This window comes from Duganella sp. 1411 (assembly GCF_017833525.1).
In the GTDB taxonomy this organism is placed as follows: domain Bacteria; phylum Pseudomonadota; class Gammaproteobacteria; order Burkholderiales; family Burkholderiaceae_D; genus Rugamonas.
Map to the genome: position 1 here is coordinate 960,370 of NZ_JAFICD010000001.1, position 22,262 is coordinate 982,631.

A 22,262-nucleotide genomic window follows, 5' to 3' on the forward strand; every position below is an offset into this window, starting at 1 on the left:
ATGAAACCGGCCCAGCGCATCGCCGACCTGCACCTCGATTTAAGCTTCGAGAGCGACGACCCGCGTCCGCAGCCGATGGCGGAGGATGATTTGCTGGCCCTGGCCCGCGAACACATCCTGTCGACGCTGGCCGAGACGCTGGAGCGGGAGGACGACGGCCGGCACCGGCACATCGCGCGGCTGGATATCGACCTGGGCGAGTGCGCCGCCTACGACTACGCGGCGGAGATTCCGCCGTTGCTGGCCAGATTGCTGAGCGAGGCGCTGGCGCGGCACGACAGCGAAGCGGCGGCTGCCACTTCGAGCCGCGCGACGGCCGACAAGCGCGAGCCGCTGGAGCATTTTCTGCTGACCGGCCATATGCCGCCGTCGCCGGCCGGCGCCGCTGGCGACGCGTCCCGGGCGCCGCACGAGCGGCTGCTCGCGCCATGGCTGGCGGCGCCGGCGGGCGACGATCTGAAAACCTTGCTGCGGCGTTGCGCCACCTCGCCCGGCGCGGTGCGGCGCCTGGCGCAGCAGTTTGAATCCGGAACGCTGCGCCAGGTGGTGCAACGTGTGGAAACCCCGGCGCGGGCGGCCGATTGGCTGTCGCTGGTCGACGCGATCGACGCCGCCCTGCCGCCCACCGACGCCTCGCGGCGCCAGGATCTCCGGCAGTTTTGGGAAGTTTTACTGAACCAGATTCTGGGTGGCGCCAGCGGCTCGGCTTTGAGCGCGGCATCGGCCACGTTGCGGCAAGCCGCCACGGTGGTCGCCAACGGCAATACCGCCATCCCCCCGCACGCGGCCGCGCTGTTGCGAACGCTGGCGATGGTAACAAAGCCGGCGCCAACCGACGGACGTCGCGTCATCGACGACCATGAGGCGATGGCCGGACCGCCGCTGACGGCGCGGCCCCACGCCAATGAGCCATACCAAGGAGCGCAAATGCGACATTCCATTCCCTCCCGGGTTGATGCACAGTTGGCGGACAGGGACGCCAACGATTACTCTTCCTCGACAGGCATTCCAGCCGCCGAAACGCTGTGGTCCGATATCGAGCGGCACATCGGCGCCTTGCCCGGCGGCGGCGCCACGCTGATGCTGGACGCCATCCGCGCCCGCGCCGCCGACAGCGCCAATCGGCCGGCGTTCCTGCGGCGGGTTTCCGAAGCGCTGCGTCACGACCAAGCCATCGATCTGGAAGCAATCGAGGCAGCAATCGCGGCAACATCGAGCGCGGAGGAGCGGACGACCGATGTCACGCCAGCCGACATGACGCCTGATCCGCGCGGGATCGAAGCGACGGCCTACCCGAAGCTGGACGTGTCGTCCGAACAGCCTGGCCAGACGGTGCCGTCCGAAGCGATTCCATCGATCTCAGTCTCCAGCGCTGGACAAGCAAGCGCCCTGCGGCATGCTCAGCTGGCACAGGACGCGATCCGCTTCAGACGGACGTTATCCCCCCCATCAAACCGCACATTGTTCAACGTATTGCGGAAAATCGGCATCTGCCCGGTGCGCAGGTCGCCAACCAAGCGTGGCCTGATGCGTGCGGCAGTCCGGCCGCGCGGGCACCTTCTGCACAAACGACAACATCGGTACGAGCCGTCGTATGAACTGTCCAGGTTTGAGGAACCGATCGCCGATGAGCGGACGATCATCGAGTTGGACGCCAGCGAGAATGTCTCGCCAGACGGCCGCCTCAGACAGGCGCTGCTGGACGGCGACGTGGCGCGCGTCAGCTCGGCACTGGTCGGGGCGTCCAGCCAAACGGTCCTGGCGGCGATGCGGCAAGTTGGCAATCGGCCCGACGTCTGGCTGCGCATCGCCCATTTCCCGCCTACTTTGTTGCTTCAATTAACCTGGGCAGCCGCACCGCAGGCAACAAACATCTTGCTCGCGCTGCAATCGACAGAAGGCGGCGCGATCGCTGCCGCCGCCGGCACCGTGAAGGTGGATCTAAACGATCCGTTGCTCTGGCAGCGCTGCCTGACGTGGATGGCAAGCATGCCCTTTGAAGCAGACGCTTTCCGCGCGGCGTTGCGGACGACGACACTTACCGGTGTCACCGCGCCAGGCTTACCAGGCGTGGCGAGTGTGCCTCAGCGGCTGACCACGCCGGTCGCAGTCCGCGCGACGACGGCGCCAATCAAAGACGATCAACCGGCCCCGCGCGCTCCACTCGACAGGTCATCTGGCCATTCCAGTTCCGCAGAACAAACCGGCACCATCTCTCAGTCGATACCGGCCGGGCATACTGAACCATCCGGCATCCTTTGGCAGGCACTGCTGGATGCCGACGAAGCGCGCGTGGCCAAGGCGTTGGCGTCGGCATCCAACGAAACGGTCTTCGATGCGTTGCGGAAAATCGACGACAGCCACGACATCTGGCAACGCATCGCCCATTTTTCGCCGGCACTGCTGACACGCCTGGGCGTTACGCAGCGCGAGCCGCAAGCACTGTCCAATCCCCCAGGCCAGCCTTCCGGGATCGTGCCCGCCTCGCCCCACGAACCGCTTGCCGCGTCGGCAACAACTCCATCGGCACCAGCGGACCGCCGCCATCCCCCTGGCGAGCCATCCCCCGCCGATGCGCGCACTACCGAGAATCCAAAAGCTACCCCGGTGGAAGCGCTCTGGCTGGAAGTCAACGCAATAATTGCCGCGCAAAGTCCCGTGGCGCCCGATGCCGGCCAACCCAGCCTGCTGGCACGCGCGGTGCAGTCGCGCGCGTCCGAGAGCTCTAACCCGGGAGCATTCCTGCAAGCAGTCCTCGTCACGCTGCGGGATCAACGCATGCTCGATCTCGATGACATTGAGGAACAAGTCGAACGTCCCGACGCCGTAGTCAATCAAGAGACGGAAGCGCCAGACGCCTTCGGCCCGCTACGCCGCATCGAACAGCAAGTGGGAGCCGGCGCCGGCGGCCAACGCATGATGGAAGCCATCGCCCAACATGCCGACGCCAGCCAAGCCCCCGCCGCCTACTTGCGACACGTACTAGAAGACGTCATCGCGAGCCGCCCCGTCGATTTGGACGAGTTGGATATGCTCTATGGCCAGCTTCCCGACGTGCCGATGGCCGCTCCTGAAACGGCAGCGTTGCCACATTCAGCACCGGCGACAGAGGCCGCGACGTCGACGTATGCGACTGTGGCAGCGGCAGCCACGCGCGGTGCGACTGAAACGATGGAATCTACAGCGGCTGCGCCCGCTACGGTTCCTAACGCGACGGCCGTGGCTGCTACTCCAACGACGGAGGCGGCGGCTGCCGCTGGAGCTATTGTGGCTGTAGCAGATACAGCCGTTGCTGCCGAGGCGGACGTTGCTATTTCGGCTCCGGTGGACTTGGCTATTGGGGCTCCGACAAATGCGGCGATCGTGGCTGCGACGGACGTAGCTATTTCAGCCTCGGCAGACGCGGCTATTTCGGCACCGGTGAACCTGGCTATTGCGGCTCCGACAAATGCGGCTATTGTGGCTGCGACGGACGTAGCTATTCAGGTCTCGGGAGACGCGGTTATTTCGGCACCGGTGACCTTGGCTATTGCAGCTCCGGCAGCCGCAGCTATCGCGCCTGCGGCGAACTTGGCTATTGCGGATCCAGCAGACTTGGCTATTGTGGCTGCTGCGGTCGCGGCTGCCGCTGCCGCAGATGCGGCTACCGCCGCTGCGATGGATGTGGCCAATGCAGCGGCGGCGGACGTGGCCTCCACCTCTGCGACGGTTGCGGCTGCTGCTGCACCCGATGCGACCACCGCCGCTGCGCTGGATGCGGCCCATGCAACGGCGGCGGGCATGGCCTCCACGGCCAACATGGCGGCAAACGCACAAACAAGGGAGCATGCGACGTCCAAGGCCGCATCGCCCGCACCGGCGACGGTTCCGGTACCGGACATATCGCCACTGCAACCACCGTCCGCATCGATATCGACGACAGCGGCACCAACCGTGCTGTCGACGTCCACCAAACGATCCGGCAAAACCGAAATCGTCGTACTCCACCCGGCCTTCCCGCGCCGCGCCCCAGGCGGCGAACTGGCCCGCGTACTGGCCCGCCACGTCCCCGCCCGGCGCGCCGCGCTGACCGCCATGCTGCGCGAAGCCAGCGACGACATCGGCGACCTGACGCCGGCCACGATCCACAACATCGTCAAACTGCTGGCGGGAACGGAATTCCAGACAATGACGCGCCTCGCCAGCGACGTCCGCGCCCTCGCCGCGCGTCATCTGCCGCATCCGCCGTCGGAAGGCCTCGAATTCGAGACCGCGCTATTCGACCTCGACTGGTTCTTCATCCAAGGCAGGAATTTCGCTGCGGCCGACTACGCGCACGCGCTCGCCGCCTGGCTGGGCCGCCACATCGCGGGCGCGGCCGAACCGCTGCACGAGGCGCTGCATGCTCACCTTGGCATGGCACGGCCAGCCACGCCCGTGCCGCGCGCCACCGCCATTTCGCCCACGCACGCCAACCACAACGGCGCGCGGACATCCACGCCATACCTTGGCGAAGACGCTCCCGACCTCGAAATCGACGCGCTGCTGGTCGACAACGCCGGCCAGGTCCTCATCGGCCCCTACATGCCGCGCCTGTTCTCCATGCTGGGTTTGACCGAAGCCGGCCAGTTCAAGAATGCCGAGGCCGCCGAGCGCGCCGTCCACCTGCTGCAATGCGTCGTCGGCGGCCCGTCCGACACGCCCGAGGCGATGCTGGGCCTGAACAAAATCCTGTGCGGCGTGCCGGCCGCGACCGCCATCGCGCGCGAAATCACCATCACCGAACAGGAACGCGACACCGTCGAGATGATGCTGCGCGCGATCATCGAGCACTGGAAAAAGATCGGCAACACCACGCCCGACGGCCTGCGCCAGTCTTTCCTGCGCCGCACCGGCCGCATGCACCTGAAAGACGACGCCTGGTATCTGAATGTGGAGCCGGGCACCTTCGACATGCTGCTCGACAGCCTGCCATGGTCGTTCTCGATCATCAAACACCCGTGGATGGAAAGGGCCGTACATGTCAACTGGCGCTGAACAAATCGACCAGGCCGCGCTGCACGCCAACGCCGCCAGCCTCGAGCGCGAGATCGCCTGGTTCACGCGCGTGCTGAACCAGCGCGTCGACAACTATTTCGCCAGTGAGGATGCGGCCGTCGAGCAGCCCGCGCCGACGCCGCCCGACGTGCGCGACGACCCGTCGCTCTACGCGCAAACGGTGCGCGAGTGCGGCATGAAACCGGAGGAACGCGTCGTCCTGTTGCTGTCGCTGCTGCCCAGTGTGCGCCCGCAAACACTTGACCTGCTGCTCACCCGCAACAAGCTGATCGACGCCATCTTCACCGAGTTCGGCGGTTTGCGCGGCCAGACCCACAACGGCTTCCTGCCCACCTGCGAGACGGCGCTGTTCATCCTGGCCGGCGACGACCAGCGGCGGCGCTTCGAGCTGATGCGCATGTTCGAGCCCGACCATTTCTTCGCGCAAAAAAACATGCTGCGCGTGCTGCCGCCGGAGCACGGCGAGCCGATGCCGCGCGCCGCCCTCGCGGCGGAGCCCACCTACCTGCAACGCTTCACCAGCGGCCTGCAACAAAAACCGGACTTCGGCGCCGGCTTCCCGGCCAAGCTGATGGTCACGGCGATGGAATGGGACGACCTGGTGGTGGCGCAGGAAGTCAAGGACGAGCTCGACCAAATCCGCAGCTGGATGCGCGGCGGCCCGGGCATGCTGCGCCGGCTCGGGCTCGACAGGATGGTCAAGCCCGGGTACCGCACGCTGTTCTACGGCCCGCCCGGCACCGGCAAAACGCTGGCCGCGACCTTGCTGGGCAAGGACGCCGGCGTCGACGTCTACCGCATCGACCTGTCGATGCTGGTGTCCAAGTACATCGGCGAGACGGAAAAAAACCTCGCCAACGTCTTCGACCAGGCGCAAAACAAAAACTGGATCCTGTTCTTCGACGAGGCCGACGCGTTGTTCGGCAAGCGCACCGAGGGCAGCACCTCCAACGACCGCCACGCCAACCAGGAAATCGCCTACCTGTTGCAGCGGGTCGAGGATTTTCCCGGCGTGGTCATCCTGGCCACCAACCTGCGCTCCAACATGGACGAGGCGTTCGCACGGCGTTTCCAATCGGCCATCCACTTCCCGCTGCCGGACGGGCCGCAACGCGAGCTGCTGTGGCAAAAGCTGTTCGCCGACCGCACCATGCTGGCGCCCGACGTGCGCCTGGCCGCGCTGGCCGACGCGCACGTGCTGGCCGGCGGCGCGCTGCTCAACGTGGCCGTGTCGGCCGCCATCCGCGCCGGGCGCCGCGCCAAGCCGGGGCAGGACATCCTCATCACCAACGATGACCTGCTGCGCGCCATCAAGAAAGAATTCATCAAAGAAGGACGCACGCTTTAGGCACCCCTATGAAACCACATACCTGCTGGCATACCCTCTCCCGCGCCGCGCTCGGATTCGCGCTCGCGCTGGCCACACCGGCCGCCGTGACGGCCGATCCGGCGCCACCCGCCGCGCCACCGGCGGCCGCCGCCCAGCCGGCCAAGGCGGCGCCGGCCCGCACGTCGCGCCTGCTCTCGGTCGAAGTGCTTCAACAATACGAACTCGCGCGGCGCAAGAACATCCAGAGCGCGCTGAGGTTCATCTTCGCCGACGACCCGGCCTATCTGGCGGCCTACCAACAGGCCGGCGCACCGCTGTCGGACCAGGTGGTCGGGCCGATCACGCTGTCCTTCATCGCCCGCTTCTGGACCTACTACAACCTCGATCCGGCGGGCAGCCTGACCGACGCCTCGGTCGACGTCATGCTCAAGTTCGCCGAGCGCCTGCGGGCCCGTCCGGAATGGCGCGCCGATCTGGTGAGCGCAGGGTTCGGCCGCTGGATCGATCTCCAGCCGGACCGCGCCGAGCTGTACGCGATCCGCTTGGCGGTCGATCCGGTGCTGTTGCCGCCGGTGCTCAAGCGCTACCACGCGATCAACTTTTCGCTGAACCGTGGCGTCGACACCGAAGAGGAGCCGCTGTCGGTGTATTGGTATGGCTTGACCAAGGACGATTTGACGGCCATCAGAAACCAGCCGGTGTTCCCGGCCCAGCTGATCAAACCGCTGGCGCCGCTGACGGCGTTCACCTACGAAAGCGCCGACGACCTGGCCGCCGACGTGCGCAAGGCGCTGCGCCATTCGGACCAGGACGTCACCGCGCTGCTGGCGCGGCTGGAACAGCTGGCCAAGACCGACGACGGCTACGAGCTGAGCGACGACATCCTGGCGGCGCTGGGCAAGCCGACGCTGTTGCCGCCCCAGCTCGCCAAGATGTTCGACGATATGATCGGCATGCAATATGTGCGCCGCTCGCTGTTCGACCAGGCCATGATCCAGCGCCTGCGCATCGGCCTGGGCGCGTGCCGCAGCCACCTGCCCCGGGAGGAACAGATACGCCGCACCACCAGGCGCCTGAGCAACGAGGACATGGACGCGCTGGCCGGGATCCTCGACGCCGGCGGCGCCGACAGCGCCAAGCCGCCCGCCACCCGGCTCAGCGGCCAGCTGCGCCGGCTGTGGCAAGGCAACGGCTGCGACAAACCCGGCCAGGAAAACGCCCCGCTGGCCGAACTCTATGGCCGCTACAGCAAACTGATCTACCCGTACGTACGCAAGGCGCCTGACTACAAACAGGCCAAACCCTTCCTGTTGACGTCGGACATGTGCGGCTGCAACACCGACAAGTCCAAGGACGAGGTCTACCACTTCCTGCCGTTCTGGCTGGGCGGCCCGCCGCAAAAAACGGACTTCAGCCTGATGACCCGGCTGAACTACTACGGCCTGACCTTCGACGGCGGCGGCGAGCTGCGCATGGGCATGACCGGGCAACGGATCGAAGACCTGTTCACCGGCAAAAACACCGACCAGTTGGCGTTCATCAACGAAGCGCGGCGGCACCGGGTCAAGGTCGACTGGATCATCCACCGCACGGACTGGCGGGTATGGGGGGTGACGCCGTACAAGGTGAGGCAAATGGTGTTGTCCAGGCTGGCCTCCAACATCGTGCGCATGCTCGCCACGCCGATGACGGACCTGGCCTCGAAGTCGGTGCCGTGGCTGAGCTTTGGCACCAGCGACATCCCCACCCGCGGCGACGGCGTCACGCTGTACTTCGACGGCTATCCCGACGACGCCGAATCGGTGGCGTTGTACACGGAGTTCCTGACCGAGTTGCGGCACCGGCTGACCGCCGGCGGCTTCGACCTGAACATCATGCTGCGGCACACGGAAATGGGCCAGGGCATCTACGGCTACGAACGGCTCGCTTCCATCGTGCAGCTGGAGCAGGACCAGGCCCAGCCGGCGCTGTACGACTGGGCGCAGCACAATTTCAAGCACGCATTCGGCATTGCCGAGGGCGGCGCGCCTGTCCAGCCGCACTATCTGGTGCTGCTGGAGGAGCCGACCACCGACACCAAGAAACTGCTGCGCAGCGAGGTCGAGGATGCCACCCTGGGCCAGGCGCGCGCCGCGCTGCTGCGCCGCATGGTTCCCGTCATCAATTTCAACGGCCTGGCGTGGCCGCAGCTCGAGGACGACCTGATCTACTTCGACGACAACTTCGGCGGCGTCGGCTTCTGGCCCAGCACCAAGCCGCCGGCGCCGGACGCGGCCCAGGTGGCCGCGCAGGGCGTGGCGCGCTGCGGCGAATTGAAGCTGCTCGAGGACTGCATCCAGGACCACTTCCGCGACCCGCCGGGCGGGAGCGACGCCCTCGCCTGCAAGTTCGTCTGCAGCTACCGCCTGCCGCTGCGCTTCACGCTCGACATCCTGCTGCTCGCGCTGGCGGCCACCGTGATCGCCTACGCGCGCTGGTGCGACGCGCGGCCGGTGATCATGAAGTACTACGTGGCGCCGGTGGTGGCGATCGGCGTGGCGGTGGCCATCTTCGCCGGGCTGATGACGTGCGACCCCTACCTCAACGACCTGGGGGATGGCTTGCTGGTGCCGGGCGTGCTGGTGATGGCGCTGATCGGCATGTATTTCTATTTCCGTAGCATTTTGAAGGAGCGGGATGCCAGGCCGTAGCCACGTTCGAACAGCAAACTTTAATTGGAGATTTCCATGTCCTACAGTTCAGACCGTCGTCAATCGAAAGCCGGGGCAATCCAGCCCGCCGCACTGCGCAACAGCACCGCATCGATTGTGGACCGGCGCGCCTCAGCCTCGGCGCATCTGCAGCTGAAACAAAAAATCGATGAAAGCCCGATCGCCGCTACTTCCCGGTCAATCAAACAACTGATGAGCGATGAAGAACTGGAGGAAACGGCGCCGGCGCAGTTGGTCGAGGATGAGGACGAGACGTTGCAAGGAAAATTCGCGACGGTTCAACGGGCGCAATTCGACGAGGAAGAAGATCCATTGCAAGGAAAATTCTCAGGTTACGCACCCGCGCAACTGGCGGACAGCCAGGAGGCCCGGCCGAACAATACCGGATTGCCGGACAATCTCAAGGCCGGCATTGAAAATCTCTCGGGCATGAGCATGGACCACGTCAAAGTCCACTATAACTCCTCTCAGCCGGCGCAGCTCAATGCGCATGCGTATGCGCAAGGAAGCGACATTCATGTCGCACCCGGGCAGGAGCGACATGTGCCGCACGAGGCTTGGCATGTGGTGCAGCAGGCGCAAGGAAGAGTGAAGCCGACTCTACAGATGAAAGGAGGAGTGCCACTAAATGACAATACCGGACTTGAGATTGAGGCTGATTTGATGGGAGAAAAAGCCTTGGCAGCGGTGACGGGAAACGCCGGAACCCCTGATGGCGACCGTGGCACTCAGGCAGGAACGGGCTTCGCTTCTGCAATGAAGGATGCGATAGTGCAGCGTTCGATTGGATGTCACCTGGCACCAGGAGGCGCGGGGTATCAGTTCCAGATCGATGACGTGCGTCCCGGATGGGAGCCACACGCTGCGGCGATTGCCATTGCGGCAAACCAAGATCGCGCTCACCTGATTGCGTTCGAGGTGATACAAAATGATCTTGCAAACATTCTCAATACCATGCTGGCCAACGTAGGTACCGTTGCGTTTACCGCCGCACCTTTAAATGCCCTCTGTGCTGCGCTGTTTGTCACTGCGGGAGCAGAGATGAACACCATGAACAACAACCGCGCGGGTTTGATAGCCGTGCTGGCCGGGGTTCCCGCTGGCGGCGTATTGACTGCCATCCAACAAGCCGCGCTGACCGCATATTCCGGCGCTTTGCTTTCGAATTTAAATAGCTGCCTCGACAATTTACGCGCAGGTGATCGGGCGGCAAACATCTCTATCGGCTACAGCGTTGATGCCGAGTTCAATCCTGGAACAGTTTGGTACCACGGCCCGATCCTGGCTAGCGGGGCGGCTCCCGCAGCGGCAGTGCCGCCCGGGGGCGTGGCAGTAATGGGACCGGGGGGTGGCCCGGGAAGCGCAGGACCTTTCGAAGCCGTTCGTCTGACTGCCGCACACGAGGCCAAAGTGTACGCTTACCAGAATGCGTCAACGCTACCGCTCTCGTTCGTAGTCAGCGGAGGTGGCGGCGCTGTCTTGGCCGGCACTGTTGCAGGACAGCAGCTGTCATCAACGCAGCTTCCCACAGCTGCGGGATATCCGGTAATTGTGTTTGGAGGCGGAAGTCCTCTCGTCTTCGCTTAGCAAAGACCGCTAATTTTTCTTTGCAAACGTAGTTAAAGCAGCGCACATAGGGGCACCAGGGTCAGTGCCGACATTCGGACATTCACTGAACTTTGGCGAATTAAAAAGTTCCGTTTTAGTTCGATTTATGCGGATGTCGGCATTGCCCTGGCAAAGATCGAACAAAAAAATTTCAATTGGAGGTTTCCATGTCCTACAGTTCCGACCATCTTCGATCGAAAGCCGGTACAGTCCAGTCCGCCGACCAGCCCAACGGGACCGCATCGATTGTGGACCGGCGGGCATGCGCCGCGGCGCATCTGCAACTGAAACAAAAAATCGCTGAAAGCCCGATCGCAGGTGCTTCCCGATCAATAAAACAACTGATGACCGATGATGAGCTAGACGGAGCGGCGCCGGCGCAGTTGACGGAGGATGAGGACGAGACCTTGCAGGGAAAATTCGAGCCGGTTCAACGGGCGGAATTTGACGATGAGGAAGAACCGCTCCAGGGAAAATTCGCTGGCGCCCCCACGACGCAGTTGGCTGAGAACCTGGAGGCTCGGCCGAACAATACCGGCCTGCCCGACAACCTCAAGTCGGGCATCGAGAATCTATCGGGCATGAGCATGGATCACGTCAAAGTCCACTATAACTCCTCACAGCCTGCCCAGCTGAACGCGCACGCCTATGCGCAGGGAAGCGATATTCATGTGGCTCCCGGACAGGAGCGCCATCTGCCGCACGAGGCCTGGCATGTGGTGCAGCAGGCGCAGGGACGGGTTAGACCGACCATGCAGATGAAGGCCGGAGTAGCGGTCAATGACGATGCCGGACTTGAGGGAGAGGCGGATTTGATGGGCGCGCGGGCTTTGCAGTTGAAGCGGCCAGCCGAGGCCGGCGCCCTCAAGTCGGCCGGGGCGACGCTACAAGGAATGTTTGATGTGGTCCAGCGTCAATTGAGCATGACCGAGGTTCTCAAGATTAAAAATAAGAATTTATGGAAATGCATGGTATCCGACGTATATTTCACAAAAATCATTGCGCACTTCACTACCGCAGCACAGGTCGAGGAATTTCTTCACTCTTTGAAGGACAAATATCCTGCCGCTTATCAGCAAGCAGTATCTTTAAATAGCGGGATCAAGCTCAAAAAAACGCCCAAAGACCTGAACACACAATTGGCGGCCATGTACCAGGAAATAGACACGTTTACGCAAGTCCAAGCGGGTATGGCTGCCGTTGATGATTCGTCTTCGAGCCCATCAATGCCTCTTCCGTCCAGCGCGTCGGTTTCCTCACCCTTTGTGATAGGAGCCTCGTCCGTCAGCGCCTCCTCGACCCATCAAAAGCAAAGACCGGTGATAAAAAGCGTAAAGAACGGTTATAAAAATCATGGAGATTTTTCGCACGCAAACACCCCACTTTTGAAAAGCAATCTGAGTTCATACGTGATTTCAAATCACAACGAAAGTAATGAAGGCATCAGCCCCAGTGGGAAAACTCAATATTCTTTCGACTTGGGCATCAAAGCTGGGACAGACCAAAATTGGTTTATCACCTATCTGGTGGGCGATGATGGCGAGGCTTACATTAATCATTTCGGCCCGTTTGGGGATAAGACCTCCGAGAAATTGTGAATTTTCGCGTTTCACGAAACCGCGACCAAGGCCATAACATGCGAGAACCACTGCAACCAAGAAAGGACGCTGAAACCGCTCAGCTGGACACGAGCCGGAAAGCCAGGCCGGCGCCTACGTTCGCCGGCAACGCGCCAACGACGGCGCAAGGCAAATGGGCCGAGAAGATGAATAATAGCCCGCATGTCTTGAGGCAACGCGGGCTAAGTGATGCCATTCGTAACAGTCCGCGGACGGTGTCGCAGCGTCGTAAAATGGACGGACTCGTAGGGCATGGGCAAGACGGGCATCTGCCGCATGAGGTCTGGCATGCGCTACGACAGGCGCAAGGGCCAGCGACGCCCACGCGTCTCCCCCCAGCCGGCGCTGTCGGGGGCACGGCGGTACAGCGCAAGCCGCTCGTGCTGCCTCACCCCCAGCCGGGCAACAATGAAGTCTGGCATGTGGATACCGAACACAACAGCGGCAAGGAGTACTTGAAGAATTGGATTGACTCTGCGTCTCAAAGCAACCTTCCCGCCCTGAACAGCTTGATTCGGCAGCTTGGCCCCATTCCGGTGGACGAATTCGAGCTTTGGTTGCTGCTCTATGCACGGTTGGCTTATGGGAGGGCGCGCGAGCTGATACAGGTCAACGACGCGACCTATATACCCGGCGACGCGGAATTCTCAAGCCGCGATGACGTGCCGCCCGCCACGACGCTAATCATGCGCGCCATTAACACGGGCGATATGTATCAAGTCAGGGGCAGCATGGTGCTGCATCCTGACTTCAAATTGCTGATTTGGAACGTCACTCCGCAGGCGCGCGCGCAGGCCAACATGGCGGCAGCGGTGATCGGTGCCCCGAATCGGGTTTTTTATACCGACTGCCCGGTACCGCCTCCTGGCTATGCCAAGAGCGAGACCTGGACCACTAGTGACATCGAGGCAAACGTCTCGGGGGATTTGTTGTTTACCGTTGCGCCGACCAGGGACAAGCCGAAGGGTGAGGGGCCAAAGCGTGACAAGACGAAGAAGGACAAGCCCAAGAATGAGGAGCTGAAGAACGCCAACTTCGCAAAGCTGGCCGGCGACGACGGCGCCCTCGCCGAACTGCTGAACTTGCTTCCGGGCGGCGCCGAGGCCTATCAAGCGCAGCAGGAGGGCGACCGGCTGCCTTGGCTCCAAAAGACACTGGGGAAAATCAAAAACCAGGAGCCCGCGCTGTACACCCGGGCGCAGGAAGTGTACAGGCGTTTTTGCATCACGGATTTGGCGAACAAGTACGCGCCCTATTCTCAAGCACAAGCCCACGCGTTTGAACACGACCTGCAAGCGCGAGGCCATTTTGACCAGGCGTCGGGGCCTTGCGTGATAGTCAACTTCCGGGATACCGGGCACAGCGCCAGACCGGGCGCCAACGCGCCGGCGCTGGATACCGGCTTGACCGGTGTACAGCAGATCATTGACGCCATTCAAACAAAGCTCGGCGCGGTGCAGGTGGTTGCCATGGGCGAGAAGCCAGAGAGCCTAGGCGGTCAACCTAACTTGCTGAAATACTGGGAATGGCCGTCCGTCCAACAGTCCAGGCTGGACCAAACGCTGCTGTTGAAGTATTTGAAGGACAATTATCCCATCATCGGCGCGGTGGGAATGCGAAGCGGTGTCATGGATCAACTGGCGCTGCTGGGAATACCCATTGTGTCGATAGACATCAGCCCTCACAGCGGTTTGGCAGACGGTGAATTGCCGGATTTGGCGACCAGCAAGGGCTGGGATAGGGGCTTGAAGCTGGAGGACTCATACAAGCAAAACTATGGCCACGCATTCATCAAGCACGCGCGAAAGGACGAGAAAAAAAGAAAGCTGCCGAACTGGGAAGGCGCATTCCACCCCGAAGATATCGCCACCATCGCAGGAGCGGTGGACTTTTACCTGGGCAGCAAGGCCGACAAGGCCAAGAGCGACAACTACCGGCACCAATCGCATCCCTTGCAGCCTGCGCAAGTGCGTGAGGGACTTGATCACCTGATCAAAGTGGTTCGACGACCAGAAGGCATCACCGCCTATGCGCTGATTGATCATTTACGCCCCTATGTCAAACAGTTGAAGACCTTGGTGACCAGTTCACGGGCGCAACAGTCCGAGTCTTTGGGTGGTTTGCTGAGCGCTTTTGACGAGGTAATCGAAACCATGGTCAATCAGAAGGAGGCTGGTCAAGCCAGGGGGATCAAGTGGATGCGGGACAACCAAAAGCAGGCGCTGCTTACCGATGATCGCCACGGCCGTTGGTATCGCGAGCAAAGCGCATGGGCCGCCACGGCCTTCGGGATGGCGCCGGAACAGGCCGCAATCGCGGTACAACAGTATAGGGCTTTGAACGAACACTACCTTGTGCCCCCCGAAACCGAACGCCTGCTTCTGTTGCACGCGCTGGTTGAGGGGATCGAACGAGTTCAGGCGGTGATGGCGTACCTGGGGATGACCCCTCAGACTTCATCGACAAGCCACTAGCCGTTGCAGGGACGAGGAGGATCACTTGGCGCTGAAGGCGCACTAGCCGTAATCCGCCATTTATGAGCCGCCGACGGCGCATGCATGGCGGATTACGCTACGCTAATCCGCCCTACGTGGCTTATCGTTATCGCTTCTGCCAGTGGCCAATGATATCCTCGATCACCGGCCGCGCGGTGATCATCAGGTTCTCGGCCGCCGGGCCGAATCCCCCTTGCAGCTTATAGTTGACCAGTACATCGCTGTCGCTCTGGCCGGGATGCGGACGGTCGGTGTCGGAGCCGGCGCGCAGGATCAGTACACGCCTGAAGTTCACCTTCCCCGCCGCTTCGCCGCGTCGCAGCGCCTCCAGCGTCGAATTGTCCTCCTGCTGCACGGTGCAGTACTCGGCCTTCCCGTCGGTGAGCAGCGCCGACCAGTCCTGCGCCCTCTGCGCCAGCGTGGCGCCGCCAAACCACGTGTCGGTCGACGCGGTATCGCAGCGCAGCACCGCCGGCGGCCGGTTGGCCGGCGCCGACGGGAATCCGGCCCGGTAGGCCACGGCGGCCGGCGAATCGCTCAGCGCCACGTCCTTCGACAGCGCGTAGGCGCGCGTCACCAGCGCCGGATCGAGTTGAAACACCTCGGTCCGGTAGCTCAACTTGGGCTTCTTGTCCGGAGCGTCCGTGAAGATGCCGAAGTAGCCCGACGGCCAGCCGGCCGGCATCTCGCGCGCGTCGATTTCGTGCGCCAGCGAATAATCGACGGCATAATCGGCCCACGCCGTGGAGCCGACGGTGCCGCGCAGAGGATTGATACCGGCGATGCCGGCGACGATGAAGTAAGTCTCGCGCAAATCGAAACCGCCGGCGTACAGCAGCGCCGTCATGCTGGCGGCGGCGTTACTGTAGCCCATATCGGTGGTCACCTGGCAGACGTCCTGCCCATTGCACCGGACCTCGGGATACCGCGCCGACAGGCCGCGCACCTTGTAAGTCGTGGTCAGCTTGAGATCGCGGATGAAGGGCGCCGCCTCGCCGCCGAACATATTGACGATCATGACCTTCGGCGCCACGCGCCTTGCGCTATCGTCCCGCTGCGGCATGCCATCCTTCCACAGCGGCCAGCGTTTGACGATGTCGCCCACCAGCGGCGCGCCGGCCAGATACAGATTTTTCACCGCCGGCTCGAAACCGCCCGAATCGGCCGTCACCGACGTCAACGCCTTCTGCCCCGGGTACGGACGGTCGAAGTTGGAGGCCGTGCGCAGCACCGCCACCCGCCGCAAGTCGAGCAGCCCCGCCTCCGCGCCGCGCTTGAGCGCCGTGTAGGTCGCGTTGTCCTCCTGTGAACTCATGCAATAGGTGCCGCGATCGTCGGTCAGCAGTTTGAACCACTCGCGCGCGCGTTGGCCCAGCAGCTCGCCGTGAAACCAGTTATTGCCGGTCATGGAATCGCATTGCGCCACCCTCGGCGGCTGGTTCGCGGGCGCGGCCCGATAGTTCGCGCGGTAGGCCTTGGCACCGTCGGAGTCGTCCAGCTTGACGTCGCGCGACAGCGACAGCGCCACCTCCATCAGTCGGTCGTCGAGTTGATAGACCTCGGTGCCGTAGCCCAGGTCGGGCTTGACGCCGGGAGCGCCGGTGTTGATGCCCAGGTAACCGGTCGACCAACCGGCCGGACGTTCGCGCGCGTCCACCTCCCACGCCAGGTCCGAATCGACCAGGTAGCGCGACCACGCGGCGGTGCCGATGGTCCCCTGCCCCGGATCGACGCCGGCGATTCCGGCGACAAGAAAGTAGGTGTGTTTAAGGTCGAACAGGCCGCTGAGCACCAGCGCCGAGATGGACGCTGCGGCGTTGGCCTTGCCCATGTCGGTGGTCAGGTGGCAAACGTCGTCCGCATTGCAGCGCACCGCCGGATAAGACGGCGACAGGCCAGGGACGGCGATGCTGCGATTCAGTTTGAGCTTGTCGGTCCATACCGCCTCCTCCAGCGCGAACATGCTGATGACCATGACCTTTACGGGCCGTGGCGGCGGCGCCGTTTGAGCGGTGAGCGCGCCGCATGCGAGGACTGTGGCCAGCACGATATCGCGCGGGAGACGGGGCAAGGGAAATGGCATCGGATCGGACCTGTGGAGTGGGGATCAAGTCATTCATGCAAGCCACGTGCCACCGGCCGTCCCCCTTTGCGGCGCCAAATCCGCACCCTAACGGTGCAACGCCGGCGTGGCGGCCGGCGTCGACTTCAATCTGGTGCGTCCGCCTACAATTCGCTCATCGGCGTGCGGTAGGTTTCCTTCGCCGATGCCGCCGCGATCGCGGAGATGGCGCTGGTGATGCTGACGAAGACGGCCACCGGCACCCAGCCCCATTGCCCCGGTTGCAGGATCGCGGCGCTGATGGTGGGCGCGAAGCCGCCCAGCGCGAAACCGATCTGGGTTCCAATGGCCATGCCCGACAGCCGCACGCGGGTGCCGAACATCTCGCCGTACATCGCAGGCCACACGCCGTTGGCGGCGCTATAGACCACGCCCGACAGCAGCAGCCCGAAGACGAAAATCAGCGGCACGTTCATCGTGGCGATGGCCCACAGGTAGGGCCATGCCAGCGCCGCCGCCCCCAGCGCGCCGAAGATGAAGACCGGCTTGCGGCCGACGCGGTCGGACAAGGCGGCGAACATCGGGATGGCGACCAGCGCGACCACGTTGGCCAGCACCAGCACCGTCAGCATCGTGGAGCGCGGCAGGTGCATGGTGTTGACCGCGTACGACAAGGTGAACACGCTGAAAATGGTGCTGACCACCGACACCAGCGCGGCGAAGATCACGCGCACCAGGTTGGACTTATGGTTGGTGAACAGGTCGACCAGCGGCATGCGATCGTCGTCGCCGGTCGCCTCGCCCTCCTTGAAGGCCGGGGTTTCCGGCAGCGTGCGGCGCACCCAGAAGCCCACCGCCACCACCACGGCGCTAAGCAGGAACGGAATGCGCCAGCCCCACGACAGCATGTCCTCCTCCGGCAGCGCGGAAATCGGCAGGAACACCAGCGTCGCCAGGATCAGGCCCGCCTGCGTGCCACTCAGCGTGAAACTGGTGAAGAAGGCGCGGCGATGCGCCGGCGCGTGTTCCAGGGTCATGGAATTGGCGCCGGCCTGCTCCCCGGCCGCCGAGACGCCCTGCAGCATGCGCAGGATAACCAGCATCACCGGCGCGACGATGCCGATTTGGCCGTAGGTCGGCAACAGGCCGACGGCGAAGGTCGTCACGCCCATCAGCAGCAAGGTGAAGGTCAGCACCTTCTTGCGGCCGTATTTGTCGCCGATGTGACCAAGCATGATGGCCCCCAGCGGACGCGTGATATAGGCCACGCCGAAGGTGGCGAAGGCCGCCACGGCGCCGACGGCGGGATCGAACGAGGGGAAGAAGATTTTGCCGAACACCAGCGCCGCGGCCGTGCCATAGATGAAGAAGTCGTAGTATTCGACGGCGCTGCCGATCCAGCTGGCGAAAGCCGCCTTGCGCGGCGAGCGTTTGGGCTCGGGATGGACCTCCTGCGCGACCGATGCCGCCTGCTTGCGCGTCTCTGCGGACGCTTGCCTTGAAATCGTTGTGATAGCCATGTCTTCCTCCAGATTATAAGTGTAGTCCGTGTGACGTCAAAACCGGTGCAGGATGCCCAACTGAAGACCGGTCAAGCGCCGGCCGTTGATGTCGTCCCCGGCCAGGTTGGCCGACGGCGCGGCCGAGCTGCTGAAGCGGAAGCCCGCCGCGTCGTCGTTTTTCATCACGCTGGCGAAGCCGTACAACTGCGTGCGCTTGGACAGATCGTAGTAAGCGCCGACGTTGGCCGAGCGCACACTGGCCCCGCCGCCGCTGGTGTCATGCGCGCCGCCCACCATCGCGCCGACGCGAAACGCCGGGCCGACCCGGTAGTCGGCCGACAGCTCCCACAGGTTGTAGTAGCGCCGCGCGTTGGCGTCGGTGCCGGCGAAGAAGTTGTTCGGGCTGCCGACCAGGCTCAATATCGCGCCGGCGTTGGCTCCGTTGGCGTTGGCCGTGGAGTTGTTGCTGCGCCCCGCCGCCAGATAGATCTTGCCGCCCCCGTACTGGTAGTTGAGATAGACGTTGTGGTATTCGATCCGCTCCCGGACCGTGGCCGTGGCGCGGTTGGGCGTCGCCAGCACGCCGGCGTAGCCCGTCCGCCACGGTCCGTTCTGGTAGTCCAGCGCCAGCTGCCAGACACCCTTGTTGTTGGCGGCGGCGGTGTTCTCGGGCAGCGCGTAGTGCAGGTCGAGCTGCAAACCCGCCAGGCGCGGCGATTTGTAAGACAGGTCGTTGTCGTAGCGCGAGGGCACGCCGAAGGTGTTGAACATGGAGCCGAACGTGGTGCGCTCGGTGTAATCGATGGCGCCGCCGATGTAGAACACCTGCGTGTTCTGCCGGCCGGCGCGGAACTCGCCCACCGGCGTGACGACGCCCAGCCAGGCCTGGCGATCGAACAGGCGGGTGGCGTCGGCGGCGCTGCCGCTGTCGGCGCCGATGCCCTGCTCCAGCGTGAAGGTGATGCGGTAGCCGCCGCCGATATCCTCGCCGCCCTTGAATCCCAGGCGGCTGCGCAGGATGGCGCCGTCGTTCAGGCCCGTGACCTGGGCGCCGCTGCTGCTGCGGATGATACCCAGGTATTCGTCGAAGTCGCCGTAGATGGTGGTGCCGGTTTGGCCATAGGCGTTGGCGCAGGCGGCCGCCATCGCCAGCAGGCCGGCCGCTGTCAAATGTTGTCTCATGTTTGTCTCGTCGTTGTTATGGGCGCGGTTATAGGTGCCGCGCCTCGGTTTTACTCAAATCATTCAGGCCATCGCCGCGTGGCCGGCGGTTGCCTGCAGCACGGTCAGGCTGCGCCGCAGCACCTGGTCGGTCACCCACTTGGCGGAGCGGTAGGCGCGCCGCGCCACCACCTCCGGCGAAAACTGCAGGTAGTCGTCGTTGAACACCTCGAAGCTGAAATCACCCCGGTAGCCGTTGCGGTTCAGCTGGCGTAGCATCACCGACAGCTCTTTCGCGTGGCTGCCTTCGCCGGGGAACACGCGCAGATGGCGCGCCGTCTCCAGCCGCTCCTCGGCGCTGCGCAGATCGCGCCACATGTAGTCGGACAGCTGCACCAGCGCGATCTTGTGGGCCGGGATGTCGTCGAGCTCCGTCAGGTCGGCGTCGTTGGCCAGCATGTGGAACGAGTCCAGCACCACGCCCAGATTGGCGTGCCCCGCCCGCTCCACCGCCTCCCACGACTGCTGGTACTGATTCACGTGGCGGCCCCACGACAGCGCCTCGTAGCCGACCTTGACGCCCAGCGGCACCGCCAGCGTCGCCAGCTTGGCCAGGTCGCGGACGATCTTGTCCATGTCGCCGACGGCGTGGCTGGAGGTGCTGGAGCACACCATCAGCAAGGGCGCGCCGACCGCCTTGCAGACCAACAGCATCTGCCTGGCGATATCGAGCTTGTAGTCGTGCAGCGCGCCGTCCAGCCCTTCGTAATCGCGCATGACCTGGATGCCGGTCACGCGCACGCCGCTGGCGCGAACCACCCCCACCGCTTCGTCGATGCCGCCGGGATGCCCGGCCAGGTCCTTCGCCCACAGCATCAGCTGCGAGAAGCCGGCCGCCTTCGAGGCGCGCAGTTTCGATTCGAGCGGGCCCGCCAGCGTGATACTGTCCATGCCGAAGTTAGCCAGATTCATAACGCCCCCAAATCACGGAATTCATCGGACGACACGCCGGGCCAGCCAAACAGCTCAAGGTACAAGGGCGCCTGTTCGATCAGCATCTCCTTGCCCTTCTGGATGCGACAGCCGTGCCGTTGCGCTTCCAACAGCAATTTGGTCATCTCGATCTTCATGCCGCAATCGGCCACGATGCAGTCGCGCGACACACCGCGCAGATCGATGGGCACCGCGTCATCGGCGTGCATGCCGAGCGGCGTGCAATTGACCACCAGGTCGTAGCCCTCGGCCACCGGCAATCCCTCGGCCACGTGGCAGTCCGGGAACGCGTTCTGTAGACGGGCGCGCAAGGCCGCGGCCTGTTCGAGCCGGGTGTCGCAGATCGCCACTTCGGCGATGCCGCGCACGGCCAATGCCTCCGCCACGGCGCAACCGACGCCGCCGCTGCCGACCACCAGCGCCCGCGCGCCGCTCCAATTGAAGGCGGCGCCGGCCAGCGTGCGGTCGAAGGCGCGCACGAATCCCTCGCCGTCGATCAGATCGCCCTTGATGCGGCCATTGGCGTCCTTGTAGATGGCGTTGCAGGACCCAGCCAGCAGCGCGCGGCTGCTCGGCGCATCGACCGCTTCGACGCTCATCGGCTTGTGCGGAATCGAGACGAAAATGCCGCCGACGTTCTCTATCCCCATCAGCAGGCGCACGGCGGCGACGTAGCCCTGCGGCGCCACCTTGAGCGGAATCACGCGCGCATCGATGCCGTGGCGCTGGAAGTAGGCGTTGAACAGCGTCGGCGCCTTGACCTGTTCGACCGGCCAGCCGATCACCGGGAAGATACGCGTGGTGCCAGAGATTTCAAGCATGGCCGCCTCCCATGCCGCTGGCGACCAGCTCGAAACTGACGCCGCCCCGGTAAAGCTGCGTCAAGGCGCCGCGTTCGGTCGGCGCCTGAGGCGCGCGGTCGACGAACACGATCCCCCGGCGCTGCAGCTCGCGCACCGCGCCCATCACGTCCGGCACGCCGAGGCCGACGCGGATCAACTGCTCCTCCCACTGCAGGCCGCCGGCGCCCTCCGGCGGCTCCACCAGTTGCAGATAGAAGCCGCGGCATGGGCTTTCGAGCAGCACGCCCTTCGGCACCACGCCGAAATAGCGGCCTTCCGGCAGCGCGCGGAAGTCCATCAGCTGCTGGTAGAAATCCACCCACTCCGCGCTCCGGTCCTGGCCGATGGCCTGCACCACGCCGAAGAAGTGCATGCCCGCCACCGCCTCCGGCCGCGCCGGCACATTCGGGATGGCCTTGAAATCGACGTCGTAGATCGAGAAGTCCGTGTAGCGGTCGACAAAATAGAGGATGGAATCGCCGGCGCCGTGCACCCCGGGGATATTCAACTCCATCGCGCCGGCGCGGGTCTGGATGGCCCAGGCGCCCATGTCGATGGCATGGCGGTACGCGGCGTCGGCGTCGCGCACGCGCAGCGCGATGGCGCTGATCACGGTCGCTTGCGGCCCCTCCTCGCCCTGCGGCAGCGCGCGCGGATCGGCGTTGACGATCACGTTCATGCCGCCCTGGCGGTACAGCGTCACCTCGCGCGAGCGGTGGCGCGCCGTCGCGCCAAAGCCCATCTGCTCCAGCAGCGCGCCCAGCGCCAGCGGCTGCGACGTGGCGTATTCGATGAATTCGATGCCGGCGATACCGAGCGGATTGCTCGGTTCCGGCAGTTGTTCCTTGATGATCATATGCAGGTCTCCCGCGTCTGTGCGCTTAAAGTCAGGCCAGTATAGG

General features: G+C 64.0%; 12 protein-coding genes and 1 pseudogene. 6 read left to right on the forward strand and 7 right to left on the reverse strand.

Going from position 1 to position 22,262, the window contains the following annotated elements; all coding sequences use genetic code 11:
* The 6 genes from JOD97_RS03750 to JOD97_RS03775 all read left to right on the forward strand — a co-directional run bounded on the left by JOD97_RS03750 (nucleotide 1) and on the right by JOD97_RS03775 (nucleotide 14,779).
* Complete coding sequence (locus tag JOD97_RS03750; RefSeq protein ID WP_209713411.1) at nucleotides 1-5,016, forward strand: contractile injection system tape measure protein; 5,016 nt, start codon at nucleotides 1-3, stop codon at nucleotides 5,014-5,016.
* Nucleotides 5,000-6,385 carry an ATP-binding protein gene (locus tag JOD97_RS03755; RefSeq protein WP_209713413.1) on the forward strand — a complete coding sequence of 462 codons (1,386 nt, stop codon included), beginning with the start codon at nucleotides 5,000-5,002 and terminating at the stop codon, nucleotides 6,383-6,385. The genes JOD97_RS03750 and JOD97_RS03755 overlap by 17 nt, the downstream gene beginning before the upstream one ends.
* 8 nt (nucleotides 6,386-6,393) lie before the next feature.
* A complete protein-coding gene (locus JOD97_RS03760) occupies nucleotides 6,394-9,057 on the forward strand; it encodes a hypothetical protein (protein WP_209713415.1) in 2,664 nt (887 codons plus the stop codon).
* A gap of 36 nt (nucleotides 9,058-9,093) precedes the next feature.
* Complete coding sequence (locus JOD97_RS03765) at nucleotides 9,094-10,665, forward strand: DUF4157 domain-containing protein (RefSeq protein ID WP_209713417.1); 1,572 nt, start codon at nucleotides 9,094-9,096, stop codon at nucleotides 10,663-10,665.
* 188 nt (nucleotides 10,666-10,853) lie between these two features.
* Nucleotides 10,854-12,284: a DUF4157 domain-containing protein gene (locus tag JOD97_RS03770; RefSeq protein WP_229264172.1), complete on the forward strand. Its 1,431-nt coding sequence runs from the start codon at nucleotides 10,854-10,856 to the stop codon at nucleotides 12,282-12,284.
* A 38-nt stretch (nucleotides 12,285-12,322) separates the two neighbouring features.
* Complete coding sequence (locus JOD97_RS03775; protein WP_209713419.1) at nucleotides 12,323-14,779, forward strand: hypothetical protein; 2,457 nt, start codon at nucleotides 12,323-12,325, stop codon at nucleotides 14,777-14,779.
* A 127-nt stretch (nucleotides 14,780-14,906) separates the two neighbouring features.
* Here the strand turns inward: JOD97_RS03775 and JOD97_RS32530 are convergent, their stop codons facing one another.
* The 7 genes and pseudogenes from JOD97_RS32530 to JOD97_RS03805 all read right to left on the reverse strand — a co-directional run bounded on the left by JOD97_RS32530 (nucleotide 14,907) and on the right by JOD97_RS03805 (nucleotide 22,216).
* Nucleotides 14,907-15,863, reverse strand: a complete 957-nt coding sequence (locus JOD97_RS32530; RefSeq protein WP_308937231.1) for a purine nucleoside permease — start codon at nucleotides 15,861-15,863, stop codon at nucleotides 14,907-14,909.
* Nucleotides 15,852-16,883: pseudogene (locus JOD97_RS32535) on the reverse strand (purine nucleoside permease); the annotation flags it as partial. The pseudogene JOD97_RS32535 and the gene JOD97_RS32530, both read right to left, overlap by 12 nt.
* A gap of 143 nt (nucleotides 16,884-17,026) precedes the next feature.
* Nucleotides 17,027-18,382 (reverse strand): MFS transporter, encoded by a 1,356-nt coding sequence (locus JOD97_RS03785; RefSeq protein ID WP_209713423.1) that lies wholly within the window; start codon nucleotides 18,380-18,382, stop codon nucleotides 17,027-17,029.
* Between the two features lie 36 nt (nucleotides 18,383-18,418).
* Nucleotides 18,419-19,546 (reverse strand): porin, encoded by a 1,128-nt coding sequence (locus tag JOD97_RS03790; RefSeq protein WP_209713425.1) that lies wholly within the window; start codon nucleotides 19,544-19,546, stop codon nucleotides 18,419-18,421.
* A 63-nt stretch (nucleotides 19,547-19,609) separates the two neighbouring features.
* Nucleotides 19,610-20,497, reverse strand: coding sequence for a sugar phosphate isomerase/epimerase (locus JOD97_RS03795; RefSeq protein ID WP_209713427.1), 888 nt, complete (start codon nucleotides 20,495-20,497; stop codon nucleotides 19,610-19,612).
* Nucleotides 20,494-21,339, reverse strand: coding sequence for a shikimate dehydrogenase (locus tag JOD97_RS03800; protein ID WP_209713429.1), 846 nt, complete (start codon nucleotides 21,337-21,339; stop codon nucleotides 20,494-20,496). The genes JOD97_RS03795 and JOD97_RS03800 overlap by 4 nt, the downstream gene beginning before the upstream one ends.
* The gene (locus JOD97_RS03805) at nucleotides 21,332-22,216 is read right to left on the reverse strand and encodes a 4-hydroxyphenylpyruvate dioxygenase (protein WP_209713431.1); all 885 of its coding nucleotides are present in this window, start codon (nucleotides 22,214-22,216) and stop codon (nucleotides 21,332-21,334) included. Before JOD97_RS03805 ends, JOD97_RS03800 begins: the two co-directional genes overlap by 8 nt.
* Nucleotides 22,217-22,262 lie beyond the last annotated feature (46 nt).